Consider the following 14863-nt stretch of genomic DNA (forward strand, 5'->3'; position numbering starts at 1 on the left):
ATGTCCATCAACCCTGACGGAAGGCCCCCCGTGACGACGAGCACCACCTACGACGCCCCGCTCCTCATCGGCGGCGAGCTGCGCCCGGCCTCCGGGGGCGGCACGTTCGACGTCCTCAACCCCGCCACGGAGGAGGTGATCGGCCGCGCCGCCGACGCCGGCCCGGAGGACATGGCCGCCGCGATCGAGGCCGCCCGCACCGCGTTCGACACCACCACGTGGTCCACCGATCATGCCTTCCGCGCCTCGTGCCTGCGGCAGCTTCGGGACGCCCTGCAGGCCCACACCGAGGAGCTGCGCGCGCTGACCATCGCCGAGGTGGGCGCACCGCACATGTTCACCACCGGTCCCCAGCTGGAGGGGCCCGTCGCCGACCTGGGCTGGCTCGCCGACCTGGTCGAGGCCTACGACTGGGTCGAGGACCTCGGCGAGTCCGAGGTGATGGGGGTGCGTTCCCGCCGGACGACGCACCGGGAGGCGATCGGCGTGGTCGGTGCCATCACCCCGTGGAACTTCCCCAACCAGATCAACCTGGCCAAGATCGGGCCCGCGTTGGCCGCGGGATGCACCGTGGTGCTCAAGCCCGCCCCGGACACCCCGCTCATCGCCGCCGCGGTGGCCCGCATCGCCGCCGAGGAGACCGACATCCCCGCGGGCGTGCTCAACTTGGTCTCGTCCTCGGACCACGGGGTGGGTGCCCAGCTGAGCACCGACCCCCGCGTCGATCTGGTCTCGTTCACCGGATCCACCGCCACCGGCAAGAAGATCATGATGGCCGCGTCGGAGACCCTCAAGAAGGTCTTCCTCGAGCTGGGTGGCAAGTCCGCCGCCGTGGTCCTGGACGATGCGGACCTGAACGCCGCGTGCTTCATGACGGCCCTCAACGCCTGCACCCACGCCGGTCAGGGCTGCGCCCTCACCACGCGCCTGCTGGTGCCGCGCGAGAAGTACGACGAGGCCGTCGACGCCGCCAAGGGCGCGATGGCCGCCTTCGCGCCGGGCGACCCCACCGACCCCGGCACCCTGTGCGGGCCGGTGATCTCCGCGGTCCAGCGCGAGCGGGTCGAGGGGTACATCGCCCTGGCCGTGGAGGAGGGCGGCACCATCGAGATCGGCGGCGGTCGCCCCTCCGGCGAGGAGAAGTCGAGGGGCTTCTGGGTGGAGCCCACGCTGATCTCCGGACTCGACAACACCGCGCGGGTGGCCCGGGAGGAGATCTTCGGACCCGTGCTCGTGGTCATCCCCCACGACGGCGACGAGGACGCGATCCGGATCGCCAACGACTCCCCCTACGGACTCTCCGGCGCCGTGTGGGGCACCGACCCCCGGCGGATCGAGAAGGTCGTCGCGGGGATCCGCACCGGGACCCTGGGGGTGAACGGCGGCGTCTGGTACGGCGCCGACGTCCCGTTCGGCGGCTACAAGCAGTCGGGCATCGGCCGCGAGATGGGCCGGCAGGGCTTCGAGGAGTACCTCGAGACCAAGTCCGTGGCGTCTCCGGCCTGACATTCCACCCCCACCCGAACCACCACCCCTGACGAGAAGGAAGAGACCACAGATATGGGACGTTTTGACGGTAAGTCCGTGATCGTGACCGGCGCGGCCGGCGGGATCGGCGAGGAGTACGCCAAGGCCCTCGCCGCGGAGGGCGCGAAGGTCGTGGTGGCCGACGTCTCGGACACCGAGGGACAGCGCGTGGCGCAGGAGATCACCGCGGCCGGTGGGGAGGCGTTCTTCCAACACACCGACGTCTCCGACCCGGACTCGGCCGGGGCCTGCGCCGAGTCCGCCGTGGACAGGTTCGGCCGGCTGGACATGCTGGTCAACAACGCCGCGATCTTCGGCGGGATGAAACTCGACTTCCTCATCACCGTGCCGTGGGACTACTACGAGAAGTTCATGTCGGTGAACCTGAACGGTCAGCTGATCATGGTCCGCGCCTGCTGGGAGAAGATGGCGGCCGCCGGCGGTGGCGCCATCGTCAACCAGTCCTCCACCGCCGCGTGGCTCTACTCGGGCTTCTACGGCCTGGCCAAGGTGGGTGTCAACGGCCTCACCCAGCAGTTGGCCACCGAACTGGGCGGGTCCAACATCCGCATCAACGCGATCGCGCCCGGCCCGATCGACACCGAGGCCAACCGCTCGACCACCCCCCAGTCCATCGTCAAGGACATGGTGGACAAGCTCCCGCTCAAGAGGATGGGACAGCCGGAGGACCTGGTCGGGATGCTGCTCTTCCTGCTCTCGGACGAGGCGTCGTGGATCACCGGTCAGATCTTCAACGTCGACGGCGGACAGGTCATCAGGTCGTGAGCGTGAACCCGGCCGACATCTCCGGGCAGGGCGCCGGAGCCGCACCCGTGGGTCCGGGCTCCCCGGAGGACTCCCCCGCGCCCGTCGGGTTCATCGGGCTGGGCAACATGGGCGCGCCCATCGCCCGTCGGTTGCTGTCGTGGCCCGGCGGCCTGGTCGTCTGCGACGTCCGCCCCGAGGCGACCGAACCGTTCACCGCGGAGGGGGCCACCTCCGGCGCGACACCGGCCGAGGTGGCCCGGACGGCCAGACTCGTCTCGGTGACGGTTCTCGACGACGCGCAGGTCCGTGACGTCGTCGACGGCCCCGACGGGATCCTGCGCACGGCCGGTCCGGGAACGGTGGTGGCGGTCCATTCCACCATCTCCGACTCCACGGCCGTAGAGCTCGCCAGGGCGTGCGGAACGCACGGCGTACACCTGGTGGACGCCCCGGTCTCGGGCGGGGCACCAGGCGCGGAAAAGGGGGAGCTCGCGGTGATGGTGGGCGGGACGCGCGAGGTCTACGAGGCCTGCAAGCCCGTCTTCGCGCTGTGGGCCGCGCTGCCGGTCCACGCCGGCGAGGTGGGGGCGGGTACGCGGATGAAGCTGGCCCGCAACCTGCTGCACTTCATCTCGTTCACCGCCGCCGCCGAGGCTTCCCGATTGGCGGAGGCCGCGGGACTCGACATCGCCAAGCTGGGCCGCGTGGTGCGGCACACCGACGCCATCACCGGTGGCGCCGGCGCGGTGATGTTGCGGGACACCACCGCGCCGATCGCCCCCGACGACTTCTGGCACGGTGTCTTCACCCACGTCCGGGGCCTCGGCGAGAAGGACCTCTCACTGGCCCTGGATCTCGGGCAGCGGCTGGAGGTGGACCTGCCGCTCGGGACCATCGCGTTGCGCGACCTGGGCTCCGGTTTCGGCGTGGGGCCGGGAGAGATCGCCCGCCGCGCCGCGGGCGCGCCCGGGGATGACGGCGGTATCACCGACGACGACGAGGGAGCACGATGAGCGACACGGCAGAATCCGGGATGTCCCCGGAGCGCGAGCGCGGGCTGGCCATGATGACCGAGGTCTACGGCTTCGAGATGACCGACGGGCCGGGTGACTACTTCGCCGAGACCGCGGACCACCTGTTCGGGCGCGTGTGGTCCCGACCCGGTCTGAGCCACCGCGACCGCCGCCTGCTCCTGCTGGGCGCGCTCACCGCTCAGGGGAACACGGACATCGCCGACATCCAGGTGGGCGCCGCGCTGGGCAACGGCGAGCTGACACCCGAGGAACTGGAGGAGATCGTGCTGTTCCTCTGCTACTACGCGGGCTGGCCGAACGGCACCAAGCTGGGCAACGTGGTGGGCCCGCACGTCGCGCGCGCCCGGAAGGCCGCCCGGCGGGCCGAGGCGGGGAACGATGGCCGCGACTGAGCGCCCGGCCGAGGGCGGGGATCGCGGGCGGAGTCATGAGCGATAGGTTTGTGCCATGACCGCTCCCGAGATCGACCAGGCGCTGCTCGACGTGGCGCTCGCCGCCCCCGGCTTCATGCCGCTGGACGAGGGCCGCACCCTCTACGAGATCGCCTGCGAGTACCTGGGCGACGGCGTGGGCGTCGAGATCGGCACCTACTGCGGCCGGTCCACCGTGTTCCTCGGCGCGGCCGCACGGGTGACCGGCGGCAGCATCGTCACCGTCGACCACCACCGAGGGTCCGAGGAACACCAGCCCGGGTGGGAGTACCACGACACCGCGCTCGTCGACCCCCACACCGGCCGCCTGGAGACCCTCGTGGCGTTCCGGCACACGATCTGGGACGCGGGACTGGACGATGTGGTGACCGCCGCGGTGGGCACGTCGCGCCAGGTCGCGCGGATCTGGGGCACGCCGGCCTCGTTCGTGTTCATCGACGGGGGTCACTCCTCCGAGGCCGCGCAGGCCGACTACGAGGGCTGGGCCCCGTGGGTCGCGGTGGGCGGGGCCCTGTTGATCCACGACGTCTTCCCGAACCCCGAGGACGGCGGACGCCCGCCCTACGAGATCTACTGCCGCGCCCTGGAGTCCGGGCAGTTCACCGAGGTCCGCGCGGTGGACTCGCTGCGCGTCCTGCGGCGCGACTCGGGCGAGGTCGGCTCGCCCATGCCGTAGGGCCCGCACCACCGGCCCGCACGGCGGCTCACACCGCCCACCGGCCGCCCGCGCTCCAGGCGTCACCCGAGCCCGGGCGGCCGCGCCGTGTGTGGAGGAACCTGCCGACCACGGCGGCCCCGAGGTCGTCGACGTCCGGGGCCACCACGGTGCCGCCGACCCGGCGGGCCAGCGCGTCGAGAAAGCGACCGAGCCCGGGGTCGTCGCCGAGCCGGAAGAACGTGGTCTGCGCACCGAACCGCGCCACGCGGTCCAACTCGTCGACGGTCGTGCGGATGGTCTCCGGTGCGGGTGGGTAGCCGAACCACGGCTCCCCGCTGCCCAGGAGATGAGCTGTGGGCTCGCCGTCGGTGACGATGAGCAGGACCGGCTGCATCGACGGGTGTCTCCGGAAGAACCGGCCGGCCAGGAGTAGGGCGTGGTGGAGGTTGGTGCCCATCTCGTACTCCGCGTCGAGGGAGAGCAGGTCCTCCACCGTCCGGGTCCGGGCGAAGCGGCCGAACGAGATGAGTTGGAGCGTGTCCTGCCGGAACCGCGTACTCACGAGGTGGTGCAGGGCCAGCGCGGTGCGCTTCATCGGGACCCATCGGCCCTCCATGGCCATCGAGAACGACGTGTCGACCAGCAGCGCGACGGCGGCCTGGGTCCGCGACTCCGTCTCCCTGACCTCGATGTCGTCCGGCAGCAGCCGGATTCCCTGTCCCGGGTCCCCACCCTCGGCCACGACCCGGGACAGGGCGTTGGTGACGGTCCGCGGCACGTCCCACGACTCCACGTCACCGAACCGCCAGGCGCGGCTCGCTCCCGTCTGGTCCCCCGCCGCCCCGGACATCCGCGTCTCGCGGGCGCCGGTGCGACCCGAGAGCCGACGGGCGGCGTCACGCAGCAGGGAACCGCCGAGCTTGCGCAGTGCGGCCGGGGACAACCTCAGGTCGCCGTCGGGGCGCCTGCTCAGGTAACCCGAGTCGCGCATCGACTGCTCGAGCCGCGCCAGCGTGCGCAGGGAGACCGCGGCCTCTCCCCCGAGGTGGCGGGCCACGGCCTCGAGGTCCAGCTCGGACAGGGGCGAACCCTCGCTGCCCCGCGCCAGCTGCTCGGCGAGACGGTCCAGGTCACCGAGCTCCGCCATCGCCGCGGCACCCTCGGAGAAACCGAGTCCCTCCTCGCCGTCGAAGTCCGCGGAGCCGTCCCAGTCCTCGCCGGGTCTGAGCGACTGCAGTAGCCCGTCGAGCCGACCCAGCTGCTCCATGAGTTCCGGTGAGCCGAACGCCTGCTGCGAGAGCGCCATCAACTCCTCCCGCTGCTCCGGCGTCATCGACCGCATCATCCGCTGCGCGGCCGCCGCGCGCCGGGCCAGCACGTCGATGAGCTCGTCGATGTCGGCCGGCTGCTCCGGGAAGGAGTCCGAGTGCTTGTCCATGAACCGCTCGAAGTCCTCGGGGGTGTCCTGCCCACGAGCGTGCTTCTCGAGCAACTCGGTGAGGTCGGCGAGCATCTCCGACACCGCCGCACGATCGGCGTCGGTCGCGTTCTCCAGGGCCTGTTTCATCCCCGCGAAGCGCGACTCGAGCGCCTCCGCTCCGAGGAGATCCTGGATCCTCCTGTAGGCCTCCCACGCATCGGAGGAGGCCCAGTCGTACTCGGCGAGCTCGCCGACCGCCGCGGCCGGGGAATCCGGGAGGTTCTCGATGGTCATCTCTCGCAGGGTGCGATCCATCGGGTCCATCTGCGTGTCCCGGGCGAGCTGCCCGCGTTCGGCCAACAGCGCCTTGTCCAACAGCTCGGACACCTCCTCCAGGGTCCCGCCCAGGTGGCCGCGCTCGAGCAGTTCACGGCGCCGACGCTGCACCCTGCCCGCGAGGTCGTCGAGACCGGCCTGGCCCCGACCGCCCCGGCGGAGGAACTCGCGCATCGACTGCTCGGGCGAGTACCCGGACATCACCCCCTCGGACACCGCCTCGAGCGCCTCGGACAGGTCGAGCGGGGGCGCGAGAGGGTCGGGGCCTCCGACGTATCGTCCGTACCGCGCGCGGGGCTCGTCTCGCGACATCGCGTCCCTCCTGCTCCGGCGGCTCCTCGGCCACCATCGTCGACCCCGGGGGGTCAACCGTAGACGGCGGCGCCGTCCCCGGTCTCCTTGGACAGGCGCCGCGAGAGGTAGAGCCCCTCCAGCGCGAACTCGATCGCCCCCGCCCTCTGCCCCACGGTCTGGGCGCCCGCGCGCTCGGCGATCCGGTCGTAGAGGTCCGGATCGGAGAGCTCGGGCAGGTCGTCGAGGAACTCCGCCGCGGTGACACTGGCGCCGGTGGTCAGGGTCACCGACCCGTCGAACGCCTCGACGAGGGGGGCCAGGTCGAGACCGCGGAACATCTCGCGCACCACGTCGACCGTGGCGCTGCGCAGGAGATAGCGGAGGATCTCCGTCTCGCGGCCCTCCTCACCCGGCTCGAACTCGATCTTCCCGCGCAGCACCTCCACGGCGGCGTCGACGTCGACCAGCCGCGCGACCGCCTCGCCCGGGTCGTCGGTCCCCCGGACGGCGGCGCGCCGCCTGGCCGCGGCCGCGACGGTCTCGGCGCCGGCGATCGCGAAGCGCGCGGACACGCCGGAGGACTGGTTGACCGACTCCGAGGTCCGCAGTTCGCGCGTGAACCGGGCGAGCAGTTCCATCACGGCGTCCGGAACCTCCGCGGTGAGCTCCGCCTCCTGGCGCACGACCTCGATCTCGTCGGACAGGTCCAGCGGGTAGTGCGTGCGGATCTCGGCGCCGAACCGATCCTTGAGCGGGGTGATGATGCGTCCGCGGTTGGTGTAGTCCTCCGGGTTCGCCGAGGCCACCACCAGGACGTCGAGGGGAAGACGCAGGACGTACCCGCGGATCTGGACGTCCCGCTCCTCCATGACGTTGAGCAGCGCCACCTGGATGCGCTCGGCCAGGTCGGGGAGTTCGTTGAGCGCCACGATCCCGCGGTTCGCGCGGGGTACCAGACCGTAGTGGATCGTCTCCGGGTCGCCGAGGCGCCGTCCCTCCGCCACCCGCATCGGGTCGACGTCGCCGATCATGTCCGCCACGGAGGTGTCCGGGGTCGAGAGCTTCTCGACGTAGCGCTCGGTCCGGTGCCGCCAGTCGATCGCCAGTGAGTCCCCCTCGCGGGCGATCCGCTCCCGCGTCGCCGAGGTGATCGGAGCGAGTGGGTCCTCCCCCAGCTCGGATCCCGCGACGACGGGCGACCACTCGTCGAGCAGGCCCACCAGGGTGCGCAGCAGGCGTGTCTTGCCCTGCCCGCGCTCGCCCAGCAGGACGATGTCGTGACCGGCGATGACCGCCCTCTCGAGTTGCGGGATGACCGTCGTGTCGAAACCGTGCATCCCCGGCCAGGGATCGCGGCCCGCGGCCAGTCCGGCGAGGAGGTTCTCGCGCATCTCCTCGCGCAGGCTGCGGCTGGTGTACCCCGCGGCGCGCAGGTCGCCGAGGGTCTGGACGTCCGGCTTGTCGCTCACGGGGCCCACGGTAGTCCTCCTCGCGGCCCCGTGCCCCGACCCGAGCCGGGCCTGGGTCGGCGGGGATGGGGTGCGACAGGGTGTCGAGGTCGGGATTCAGTCCTCGATCGGCACCCGGTGGTCGCTCGCGATCGACACCCTGTTGAACGCGTTGATCAGGACGATCGACCACTCCAGCGCCGAGAGCTGGTCGTCGTCGAAGTGCTCGGCGGCGGCGGCCGTGGCCTCCTCGCGCTCGGTCACCCCGTCCAACCGCGTGAGGGTCTCGGCCAGGCGGAGCGCGGCGCGTTCGGGGGCACCGAAATCGTCGATGTCCCGCCAGGCCGGCAACAGGTCGAGGCGATCCTGCGACACCCCCGCCTTCCGCGCGGCCGGGACGTGCGTGGCCAGACAGGCAGCGCACCCGTTGAGCTGGGAGACCCTGACGTTGACCAACTCGATCAGCGCCTCCTCCAGGCCCGCCCCGGTCGACGCCTCCCGGGAGGCGACCGCGGTGCGGACGAGCTGCTTGTAGACCTCACGCTGGGCGCGGTCCAGCTGCGGGACACCCATGATCAGGCGTCCTTCCCGGTCCGTGCCCGCGCCGCCGGGTTCGCCCTCGGCGCGAGCACGCTGCCGGGCAGCGTGGGCGCGGGGAGGCGGGTGAGCCCGTCGGGGTTGCGCCCGATATACCCGTCGACCCGCCCGAAGCGATCCGACCCGTCCTCCCACTCCTGCCGGTAGCGCACGATCTCGTCGTGGCTGCGGCCGATGAAGTTCCACCACATGACGATCTCCTCGCCGAACGGGGTGCCACCGATGAGGATCATGCGCGCCGGGGTGGATCCGGTGTTGTCGATCGTCAGGGTGGCCTCGCCGACCCCCGTGTAACCCAGTTGCGCGGGGTGGACTGTCACACCCTCGAGCGTGATGTCGCCGGTGTCCACCAGGAGCCCGTGTTCGAACTCCGGGTCGACATCGAGGGTGAGCCGGGCTCCGGGGTCCAGTCGGAGCTCCGCGCCCAGGAGCGGGGTGAAGGTCGCGACGGGCGACGACGAGCCCAGCAACGACCCGATGAAGACCAACGCCGATCCGCCCTCGTACTCCACCCTTTCGGGAACGTGGTGCTCGAACGCCCGGCCGCTGGTCTCGCGGTCCCTCTCGGGCAGCACCGTCCACAGCTGCACGCCGTGCAGAACGCCCGTGTCCTGGGTCGAGACCTCGGTGTGGCAGATCCCCGCTCCGGAGGTCATGAGGTTGACCTCGCCGGGCCGGACCACCGCGTGGTTGTCACCGGAGTCGTGGTGGGTCACATTGCCCTCGAACAGCCAGCTGACGGTCTGGAGTCCGGTGTGTGGGTGGGAGGGCACGTCCATACCGCCGGTGGCCGACACGTCGTCCGGACCGTAGTGGTCGACGAAGCACCAGGCTCCGATCAGAGAGCGCTGACGTTGCGGCAGGGTCCGCCTGACCGTCATCGCGCGCGGTCCGCCGAGGGGCACGTCACGGGAGGTGATGATCTCCACCGCGGCACCGCCCGGTTCGGGTCCGCCGGGTGCTCCCCCCGCCTCGCAGTCGATCTCCTCCGGACGGGCGTCGAGGTTGCTCACGACCGCACCTCCGCGTCGGCCACGCTGGGGCCGTCGGATGCCTCTCGCCCCATCTCGAGCCTGGCGGCGTCGATCCTGCCCCTCAGCGCCGCTCTGAGTGCCCTGTCCACGACCGGGACGGGGAGGAGGTCGAGGAGCCTGCGGCCGAGATCCCATCGCACGGCGTACCGGTGGCGGGGCCGGGCGGTCGTGCCCGCGGTCCACACCGCTTCCGCCAGGAGCCGGGGATCGGCGGCCTTGTCGTCCTCGCCGGCCGCCATCTCCCCTATCACGGCGGCCATGGCGGCGAAGGGCGAACCCGGGAGCGTCGACTCCTGGAAGCGGCGCCGGATGGAGGCGGTCATGCCCGTGCGGAACGGGCCCGGTTGCACGAGCACCACGTCGAGGCCGAGGAACATGAGCTCGCGCCGGAGGGAGTCCCCGTAGGCCTCGATCGCGTGCTTGCTCATGGCGTAGGCGCCGTTCATCGGCATCCCGTGTTGCGGCCCGGTCTCCGAACTGATGAGGACCACCCGGCCGCCGGTGACGCGGAGCAGGTCGAACATCGCGTGCACCGTCCGGACGGTCCCCATCACGTTGACGTCGAGCACCTGCTGCACCCTGTCGGGGTCCGTCTCGGCGAGCGGTCCGATGCCCAGAACCCCGGCGAAGGTGATCAGCGCGTCCAGCCGGCCGTGGTCGGCGCGGACGCGGTCCGCGAGCGCCCGCAGGGACACGGGATCGGTGACGTCGACCGCCACGGGGGTGAGCCCCTCGCCCCCGGCCGGCGGGGTGAGATCAGCCGCGACCACGTGCCACCCGCGGGCGGCGTAGAGCGCGGCCGTGGCGGCACCGAGACCACCCCCGGCTCCGGTGATGACGACGACGGGGGTGTCGGAGGCCGAGGCGGAGGTCATACCGCCGACGGTACCGGCGCGGCGGGTCCGCCGTGAGGGACCCGGGCGCGGGACCCGGTGAATCGGTGAATCGGGCCCCGGTCGGTCAGGCGCCGACGACGAGTCCGAGTTTGCCGGCCAGACGATCGATGTAGGCCAGCACCTCCTCCTCGGACTTGTCCGGGGTCCCGTAGACGAGCTCGTGCACGCCCAACTCGCGGTACATCTCGATCTTCTCGGGGACCGGCTTGCCGTCGAGTACCACGATGTACGGCTCCCCGTCCCGGCCGGCCTGCGCCCACAGCTCCCGCAGCTGCCGGACGCTCCCCGCGATGTCCTGGGAGATCGGGGTGGTCATCCACCCGTCGGCACTGCGGCAGATCCACTTGAAGTTCTTCTCGTTTCCCGCCGCACCGACGAGCGTCCGGGGGCCGCCCTCCTGGACGGTCTTGGGCCAGGCCCAGCTGAGGCCGAAGTCCACGAACCGGCCGTGGTACTCGGCCTCCTCCCGGGTCCACAACTCGCGCATCGCCTCGAGGTACTCGCGCAGCATGGTGCGCCGCAACGCGGGTGGGACGTTGTGATCCGCCATTTCGTCGAGGTTCCAGCCGTACCCCACCCCGAGCACCGTGCGCCCGCCCGAGAGGTGGTCGACCGAGGCGATGGTCTTGGCCAGGGTGATGGGGTCGCTCTCGACCGGGATCGCGACGGCGGTGCCGAGGCGGATCGTCGAGGTGACCGAGGACACCGCGGCGAGCGTGACCCACGGATCCAGTGTGCGGCTGTAGCGCTCGTCGGGCAGCTCGGCCCCGCCGGTTCCCGGGTGCGCTGCCTCGCGCCGGATCGGGATGTGGGTGTGCTCGGGGACGTAGAACGCCGAGAACCCCGCCTTCTCCGCGGCCACCGCGGCCACCGTCGGCCGGATCCCCCGATCACTCGTGAACAGGGTGAGTCCGAATTGCATGGGCGCTCCTCGTGCCGTCGGGATCGCCGACCGACACCTGACCAGACAGGTGTCCAGCGGCGGTTTCCGTCAGACTAGCGCACCGCGGCCGGGATCGGCGGGCACTCCTCGCCCGGGGCGCAGTCGGCCGGATCGCCCGGGGCGCTCTGCAACCGCTGCATGGTGTGGTCGGAGACGTAGCGGAAGATCTCATTGCCCGGCGTGGTGCGCGACAGCGCGTCCGCCGCGAGCAGCACCACCGCCCCCGTCCACGTGCTCAGCTCCACGGGCCAGCGCTTGCCGTCCGCGAACACCAGCCCGGTCCAGTAGGAGCCGTCTGAGTCCCGCAGGTGCTGCATGTTGGTGAACTGCTCGAGGGCCTGGTCGTGCCGGCCCGCCGCCTCGAGGGCGAGCACGAGTTCGCACGTCTCGGCGCCGGTGACCCACGGACGGTGGTCCACGCACCGGATGCCCAGCCCGTCGACGACGAACCGGTCCCAGTGGGCATCCAACCGCTGCTGCGCCTGCTCACCCACCATCACCCCGCCGAGCACCGGGTAGTACCAGTCCATGGAGAACTCGGCCTTGGGGGTGAACAGTTCGGGGTGCGCCCGCAGGGCGTGCCCGAGGGAGTCGGCGGCGGCGTCCCAGTCCGGGGCCGTCTCACCGAGTTCCTCGGCGATCGCGACGCCACACCGCAGGGCGTGGTGGACACTCGAGGACCCCGTGATGAGGGCCTCCTCGCAGAAGCCCTCGTCCCCGGCGCCCCACCACATCTGCCCCTCCGGGCCCTGGAAGGTCAGCACCAGGTCCAGCGCCCTGCGCACCGTCGGCCACATCGACTCCAGGAATCCCTGCCGGGCCGTGACCAGGTGGTGGTGCCATACACCGACAGCGACGTAGGCGCAGAAGTTGGAGTCCGTGTCCGCGTCGACGACGACCCCGTCCTGCCACCGCACCGGCCACGAGCCGTCGCCGCGCTGGGTGTCCCGGAGGAAGCCGTAGGCCCTCTCGGCGGCCTCCCACTGCCCGGCCACGGACAGCCCCATGGCGGACTCCACGTGGTCCCACGGGTCGGTGTGCCCGCCGGTGAACCACGGGATCTCCCCGTTCGGACGCTGCACGGAGGCGATCCACTCGCCGGTGGCCCGCGCCGCGTCGGCGTCGAGCACCCCCGGGACGCTGGGGACGGGACGGGACCGGTCTACTGCGGTGTCGGAGGTGAGCACTGACGATCAGGCCTCCGCGGGCTTGCGGAGGTAGAACACGATGGATTTGCCCATCACCGGGTTCAGGACCTTCTCGGCGGTCCGGGTGAGCCAGGGCCCCTTCATCAGGTCCCACACCAGGAGCTTGTGGTAGGCCTTGGGCAGCGGGTGGTCGTCGTTCTCCGTGCCCACCGCGCACTTGAGCCACCAGTAGGGGGCGTGCAGCGCGTGCGCGAAGCCGGTGCCGGTGACCTCCAGGCCCGCGGCGCGCAGCTTGTAGCCCAACTCCTCGGCGGTGTAGATGCGGCAGTGTCCGCCCGGGTTCGAGTGGTAGGCGTCCGAGAGCTTCCAGCAGAGCTTCTCCGGCCACTCGCGCGGCACGGTCACCGCGGCGACCCCACCCGGCTTGAGGATCCGCACCAACTCGGCGATCGCCCGGGTGTCCTCCGGGACGTGCTCGAGAACCTCGGAGATGAGCACCAGGTCGAAGGTGCCGTCCTCGTAGGGCATGTCCAGCGCGTCACCGGTGACGGCCTCCCCCTTGGAGGTGGGCAGCCCCTCTCCCTCGGCCTCCATCGCGGCGAGCATCTCGGTCACCTGACGCATCTCGTCGGCGTTCTGGTCGAAGGCCGTGACGTCGGCTCCGCGGCGGTACAGCTCGAAGGTGTGCCGTCCGAGGCCGGCCCCCACGTCGATGGCTCGCATGCCGGGGGTGACCCCCAGACGGTCGAAGTCTGCGGTCAACATGCGGCGTCCTCCTGCTCACGGATGTCGTACTCCCCGGGATCCGGGAGCACCTCGGACACGTCGTCGGTGACGTGCTCGTCTAGCTCTGCCTGGTCCGGCCCGATGACCGGTCCGGCGGTGAGGTCCGGGAGCGTCTCGCCCCGGACCCTGGCGATCGCCGTCTCGTAGACCTCGACGGTCCGCCGTGCCACGGCGGCCCAGCTGTACCGCTCCATCACCCGCTGCCGCCCGCCGCGCGACAGGCGTCGTCGCTCGATCGGATCGGACAACAGCGCGCTGATCTCGCGGGCGAGCCCGTCGACGTCGCCGGGCTCGACGAGCCGGGCGGCGATGTCGTCGGTGCCGACGACCTCCGGGAGAGCGCCCGCGCGGCTGGCGATCAACGCACAGCCGCTCGACATGGCCTCGACCGCGGGCAGCGAGAAGCCCTCGTACATGCTCGGAACGACCGAGATCTCCGCCGTGCCCACGAGCTCGGCCAGCTCGTCGTCGTCGACCCCCGACACCAGGTCGACCGCGTCGCGGAGCCCCAGCGAGTCCAGCAGCCTGGCGGCCTCCCCCTTGCGCTTGAGCTTGGAGACGAGTGTCAGCCTCACCCCCGGATGGTCCCGCCGGACCTTCGCGAGCGCGCGCAGCAGGATCGGCACACCCTTGAGCGGCTGATCGGCGCTGGCCACGCACACCAGCCGGCCGGGCTCGCGGTCTCGTCGATCGTGGAAACGGTCGGTGTCGACCCCAAGTGGGATGGTCACGATCCGGTCGGGGTCCACACCGAAGTCGGACGCGATGTCCTCGGCGGAGTTGCTGGAGACGGTGATGATCTCCTCGAGCTTCCGGGACACGCGGATCTGCATGCCGAGGAAGCCGAACCAGCGCCAGGTGGTGATCTTCTTGCGCCAGGGAGCCTCCTTCATGGCGAGGTCGCGATCCCGGGTGATGGGGTGGTGCACCGTGGCGACGACCGGGAACCCGGCCTCCTCGAGCGCCAACAGTCCACTTCCCAGGCACTGGTTGTCGTGCACCACGTCGAAGTCGGCGAGCCGCGGTGTGAGGGCACGGGCCGCACGGAGACTGAACGTGCGCGGCTCCGGGAACCCGGCGGTCCACATCGTCACCACCTCGAGGAGGTCGATCAGGTCGCGGATCTCCCGGGGGTGCGGCGTGCGGAACGGATCGGCGTCGTTGTACAGGTCCAGGCTCGGCACCCTGGTGAGCGTCGGCCCCGGGTCGAGCTCGGGGTACGGCTGTCCGGAGAACACCTCGACGGTGTGACCCAATGCGGCCAACTCGCGGCTGAGGTGCCGGACGTAGACGCCCTGCCCGCCGCCGTGTGGCTTGCTCCTGTACGAGAGCAGTGCGATGCGCACGGTCTATCGCTCCCCTTCCGGTCATCCGGCCCCGGTCCGCCGCGAGGACCGCGGCGGCTCAGGGCACATCGAGCAAGTCTAGAACACGTTCGCGGCCAGCGACGACACGGCCGGGGCCGACGCACCGGACCCCCGGGCGCTCGGGGCGTCCGGGGGTCCGGTGGTGGTGCGTGCCGGCGAATGGCCGCCGGTGGGGT

Annotated in this window: 14 protein-coding genes; 5 read left to right on the forward strand and 9 right to left on the reverse strand. The window is 71.4% G+C overall.

The annotated features are described in order from the left end of the window. From CT688_RS12055 to CT688_RS12075, 5 genes are read left to right on the forward strand one after another with little or no spacing between them, the layout of a single operon-like run. On the forward strand, nt 1-1506 hold the full coding sequence (locus tag CT688_RS12055; protein ID WP_107757087.1) for an aldehyde dehydrogenase: 1506 nt from the start codon (nt 1-3) through the stop codon (nt 1504-1506). Between the two features lie 54 nt (nt 1507-1560). Then, nucleotides 1561-2313, forward strand: coding sequence for an SDR family oxidoreductase (locus CT688_RS12060; RefSeq protein WP_107757088.1), 753 nt, complete (start codon nt 1561-1563; stop codon nt 2311-2313). Continuing rightward, on the forward strand, nt 2310-3308 hold the full coding sequence (locus CT688_RS12065; RefSeq protein ID WP_107757089.1) for an NAD(P)-dependent oxidoreductase: 999 nt from the start codon (nt 2310-2312) through the stop codon (nt 3306-3308). Before CT688_RS12060 ends, CT688_RS12065 begins: the two co-directional genes overlap by 4 nt. Next, nucleotides 3305-3721 (forward strand): carboxymuconolactone decarboxylase family protein, encoded by a 417-nt coding sequence (locus CT688_RS12070; protein WP_228549129.1) that lies wholly within the window; start codon nt 3305-3307, stop codon nt 3719-3721. Before CT688_RS12065 ends, CT688_RS12070 begins: the two co-directional genes overlap by 4 nt. Nucleotides 3722-3776: 55 nt before the next feature. Next, nucleotides 3777-4436, forward strand: coding sequence for a class I SAM-dependent methyltransferase (locus CT688_RS12075; protein WP_107757090.1), 660 nt, complete (start codon nt 3777-3779; stop codon nt 4434-4436). A 28-nt stretch (nt 4437-4464) separates the two neighbouring features. Here CT688_RS12075 and CT688_RS12080 read toward each other — a convergent pair whose 3' ends face one another. The 9 genes from CT688_RS12080 to CT688_RS12120 form a co-directional block, all read right to left on the reverse strand. Continuing rightward, nucleotides 4465-6486 (reverse strand): VWA domain-containing protein, encoded by a 2022-nt coding sequence (locus CT688_RS12080; RefSeq protein WP_107757091.1) that lies wholly within the window; start codon nt 6484-6486, stop codon nt 4465-4467. Between the two features lie 53 nt (nt 6487-6539). Further along, entirely contained in the window at nt 6540-7946 is a 1407-nt protein-coding gene (locus tag CT688_RS12085) for a sigma 54-interacting transcriptional regulator (protein ID WP_197431416.1), read from the reverse strand. Nucleotides 7947-8033: 87 nt separating this feature from the next. Next, nucleotides 8034-8489, reverse strand: a complete 456-nt coding sequence (locus CT688_RS12090) for a carboxymuconolactone decarboxylase family protein (RefSeq protein WP_017838150.1) — start codon at nt 8487-8489, stop codon at nt 8034-8036. A 2-nt stretch (nt 8490-8491) separates the two neighbouring features. Next, nucleotides 8492-9526: a pirin family protein gene (locus CT688_RS12095; RefSeq protein ID WP_107757092.1), complete on the reverse strand. Its 1035-nt coding sequence runs from the start codon at nt 9524-9526 to the stop codon at nt 8492-8494. Continuing rightward, nucleotides 9523-10422 (reverse strand): SDR family NAD(P)-dependent oxidoreductase, encoded by a 900-nt coding sequence (locus tag CT688_RS12100; protein ID WP_107757093.1) that lies wholly within the window; start codon nt 10420-10422, stop codon nt 9523-9525. Before CT688_RS12100 ends, CT688_RS12095 begins: the two co-directional genes overlap by 4 nt. 85 nt (nt 10423-10507) lie before the next feature. Then, nucleotides 10508-11365 (reverse strand): LLM class F420-dependent oxidoreductase, encoded by an 858-nt coding sequence (locus tag CT688_RS12105; RefSeq protein ID WP_107757094.1) that lies wholly within the window; start codon nt 11363-11365, stop codon nt 10508-10510. Nucleotides 11366-11439: 74 nt separating this feature from the next. After that, complete coding sequence (locus CT688_RS12110) at nt 11440-12573, reverse strand: prenyltransferase (RefSeq protein WP_107757095.1); 1134 nt, start codon at nt 12571-12573, stop codon at nt 11440-11442. A gap of 6 nt (nt 12574-12579) precedes the next feature. Next, nucleotides 12580-13299 (reverse strand): class I SAM-dependent methyltransferase, encoded by a 720-nt coding sequence (locus CT688_RS12115; RefSeq protein ID WP_107757096.1) that lies wholly within the window; start codon nt 13297-13299, stop codon nt 12580-12582. Further along, nucleotides 13293-14666: a glycosyltransferase family 4 protein gene (locus tag CT688_RS12120; protein ID WP_107757097.1), complete on the reverse strand. Its 1374-nt coding sequence runs from the start codon at nt 14664-14666 to the stop codon at nt 13293-13295. The genes CT688_RS12115 and CT688_RS12120 overlap by 7 nt, the downstream gene beginning before the upstream one ends. Nucleotides 14667-14863: the final 197 nt, after the last annotated feature.

The sequence above is a fragment of the Dietzia sp. JS16-p6b genome, assembly GCF_003052165.1.
Classification (GTDB): Bacteria; Actinomycetota; Actinomycetes; order Mycobacteriales; family Mycobacteriaceae; genus Dietzia.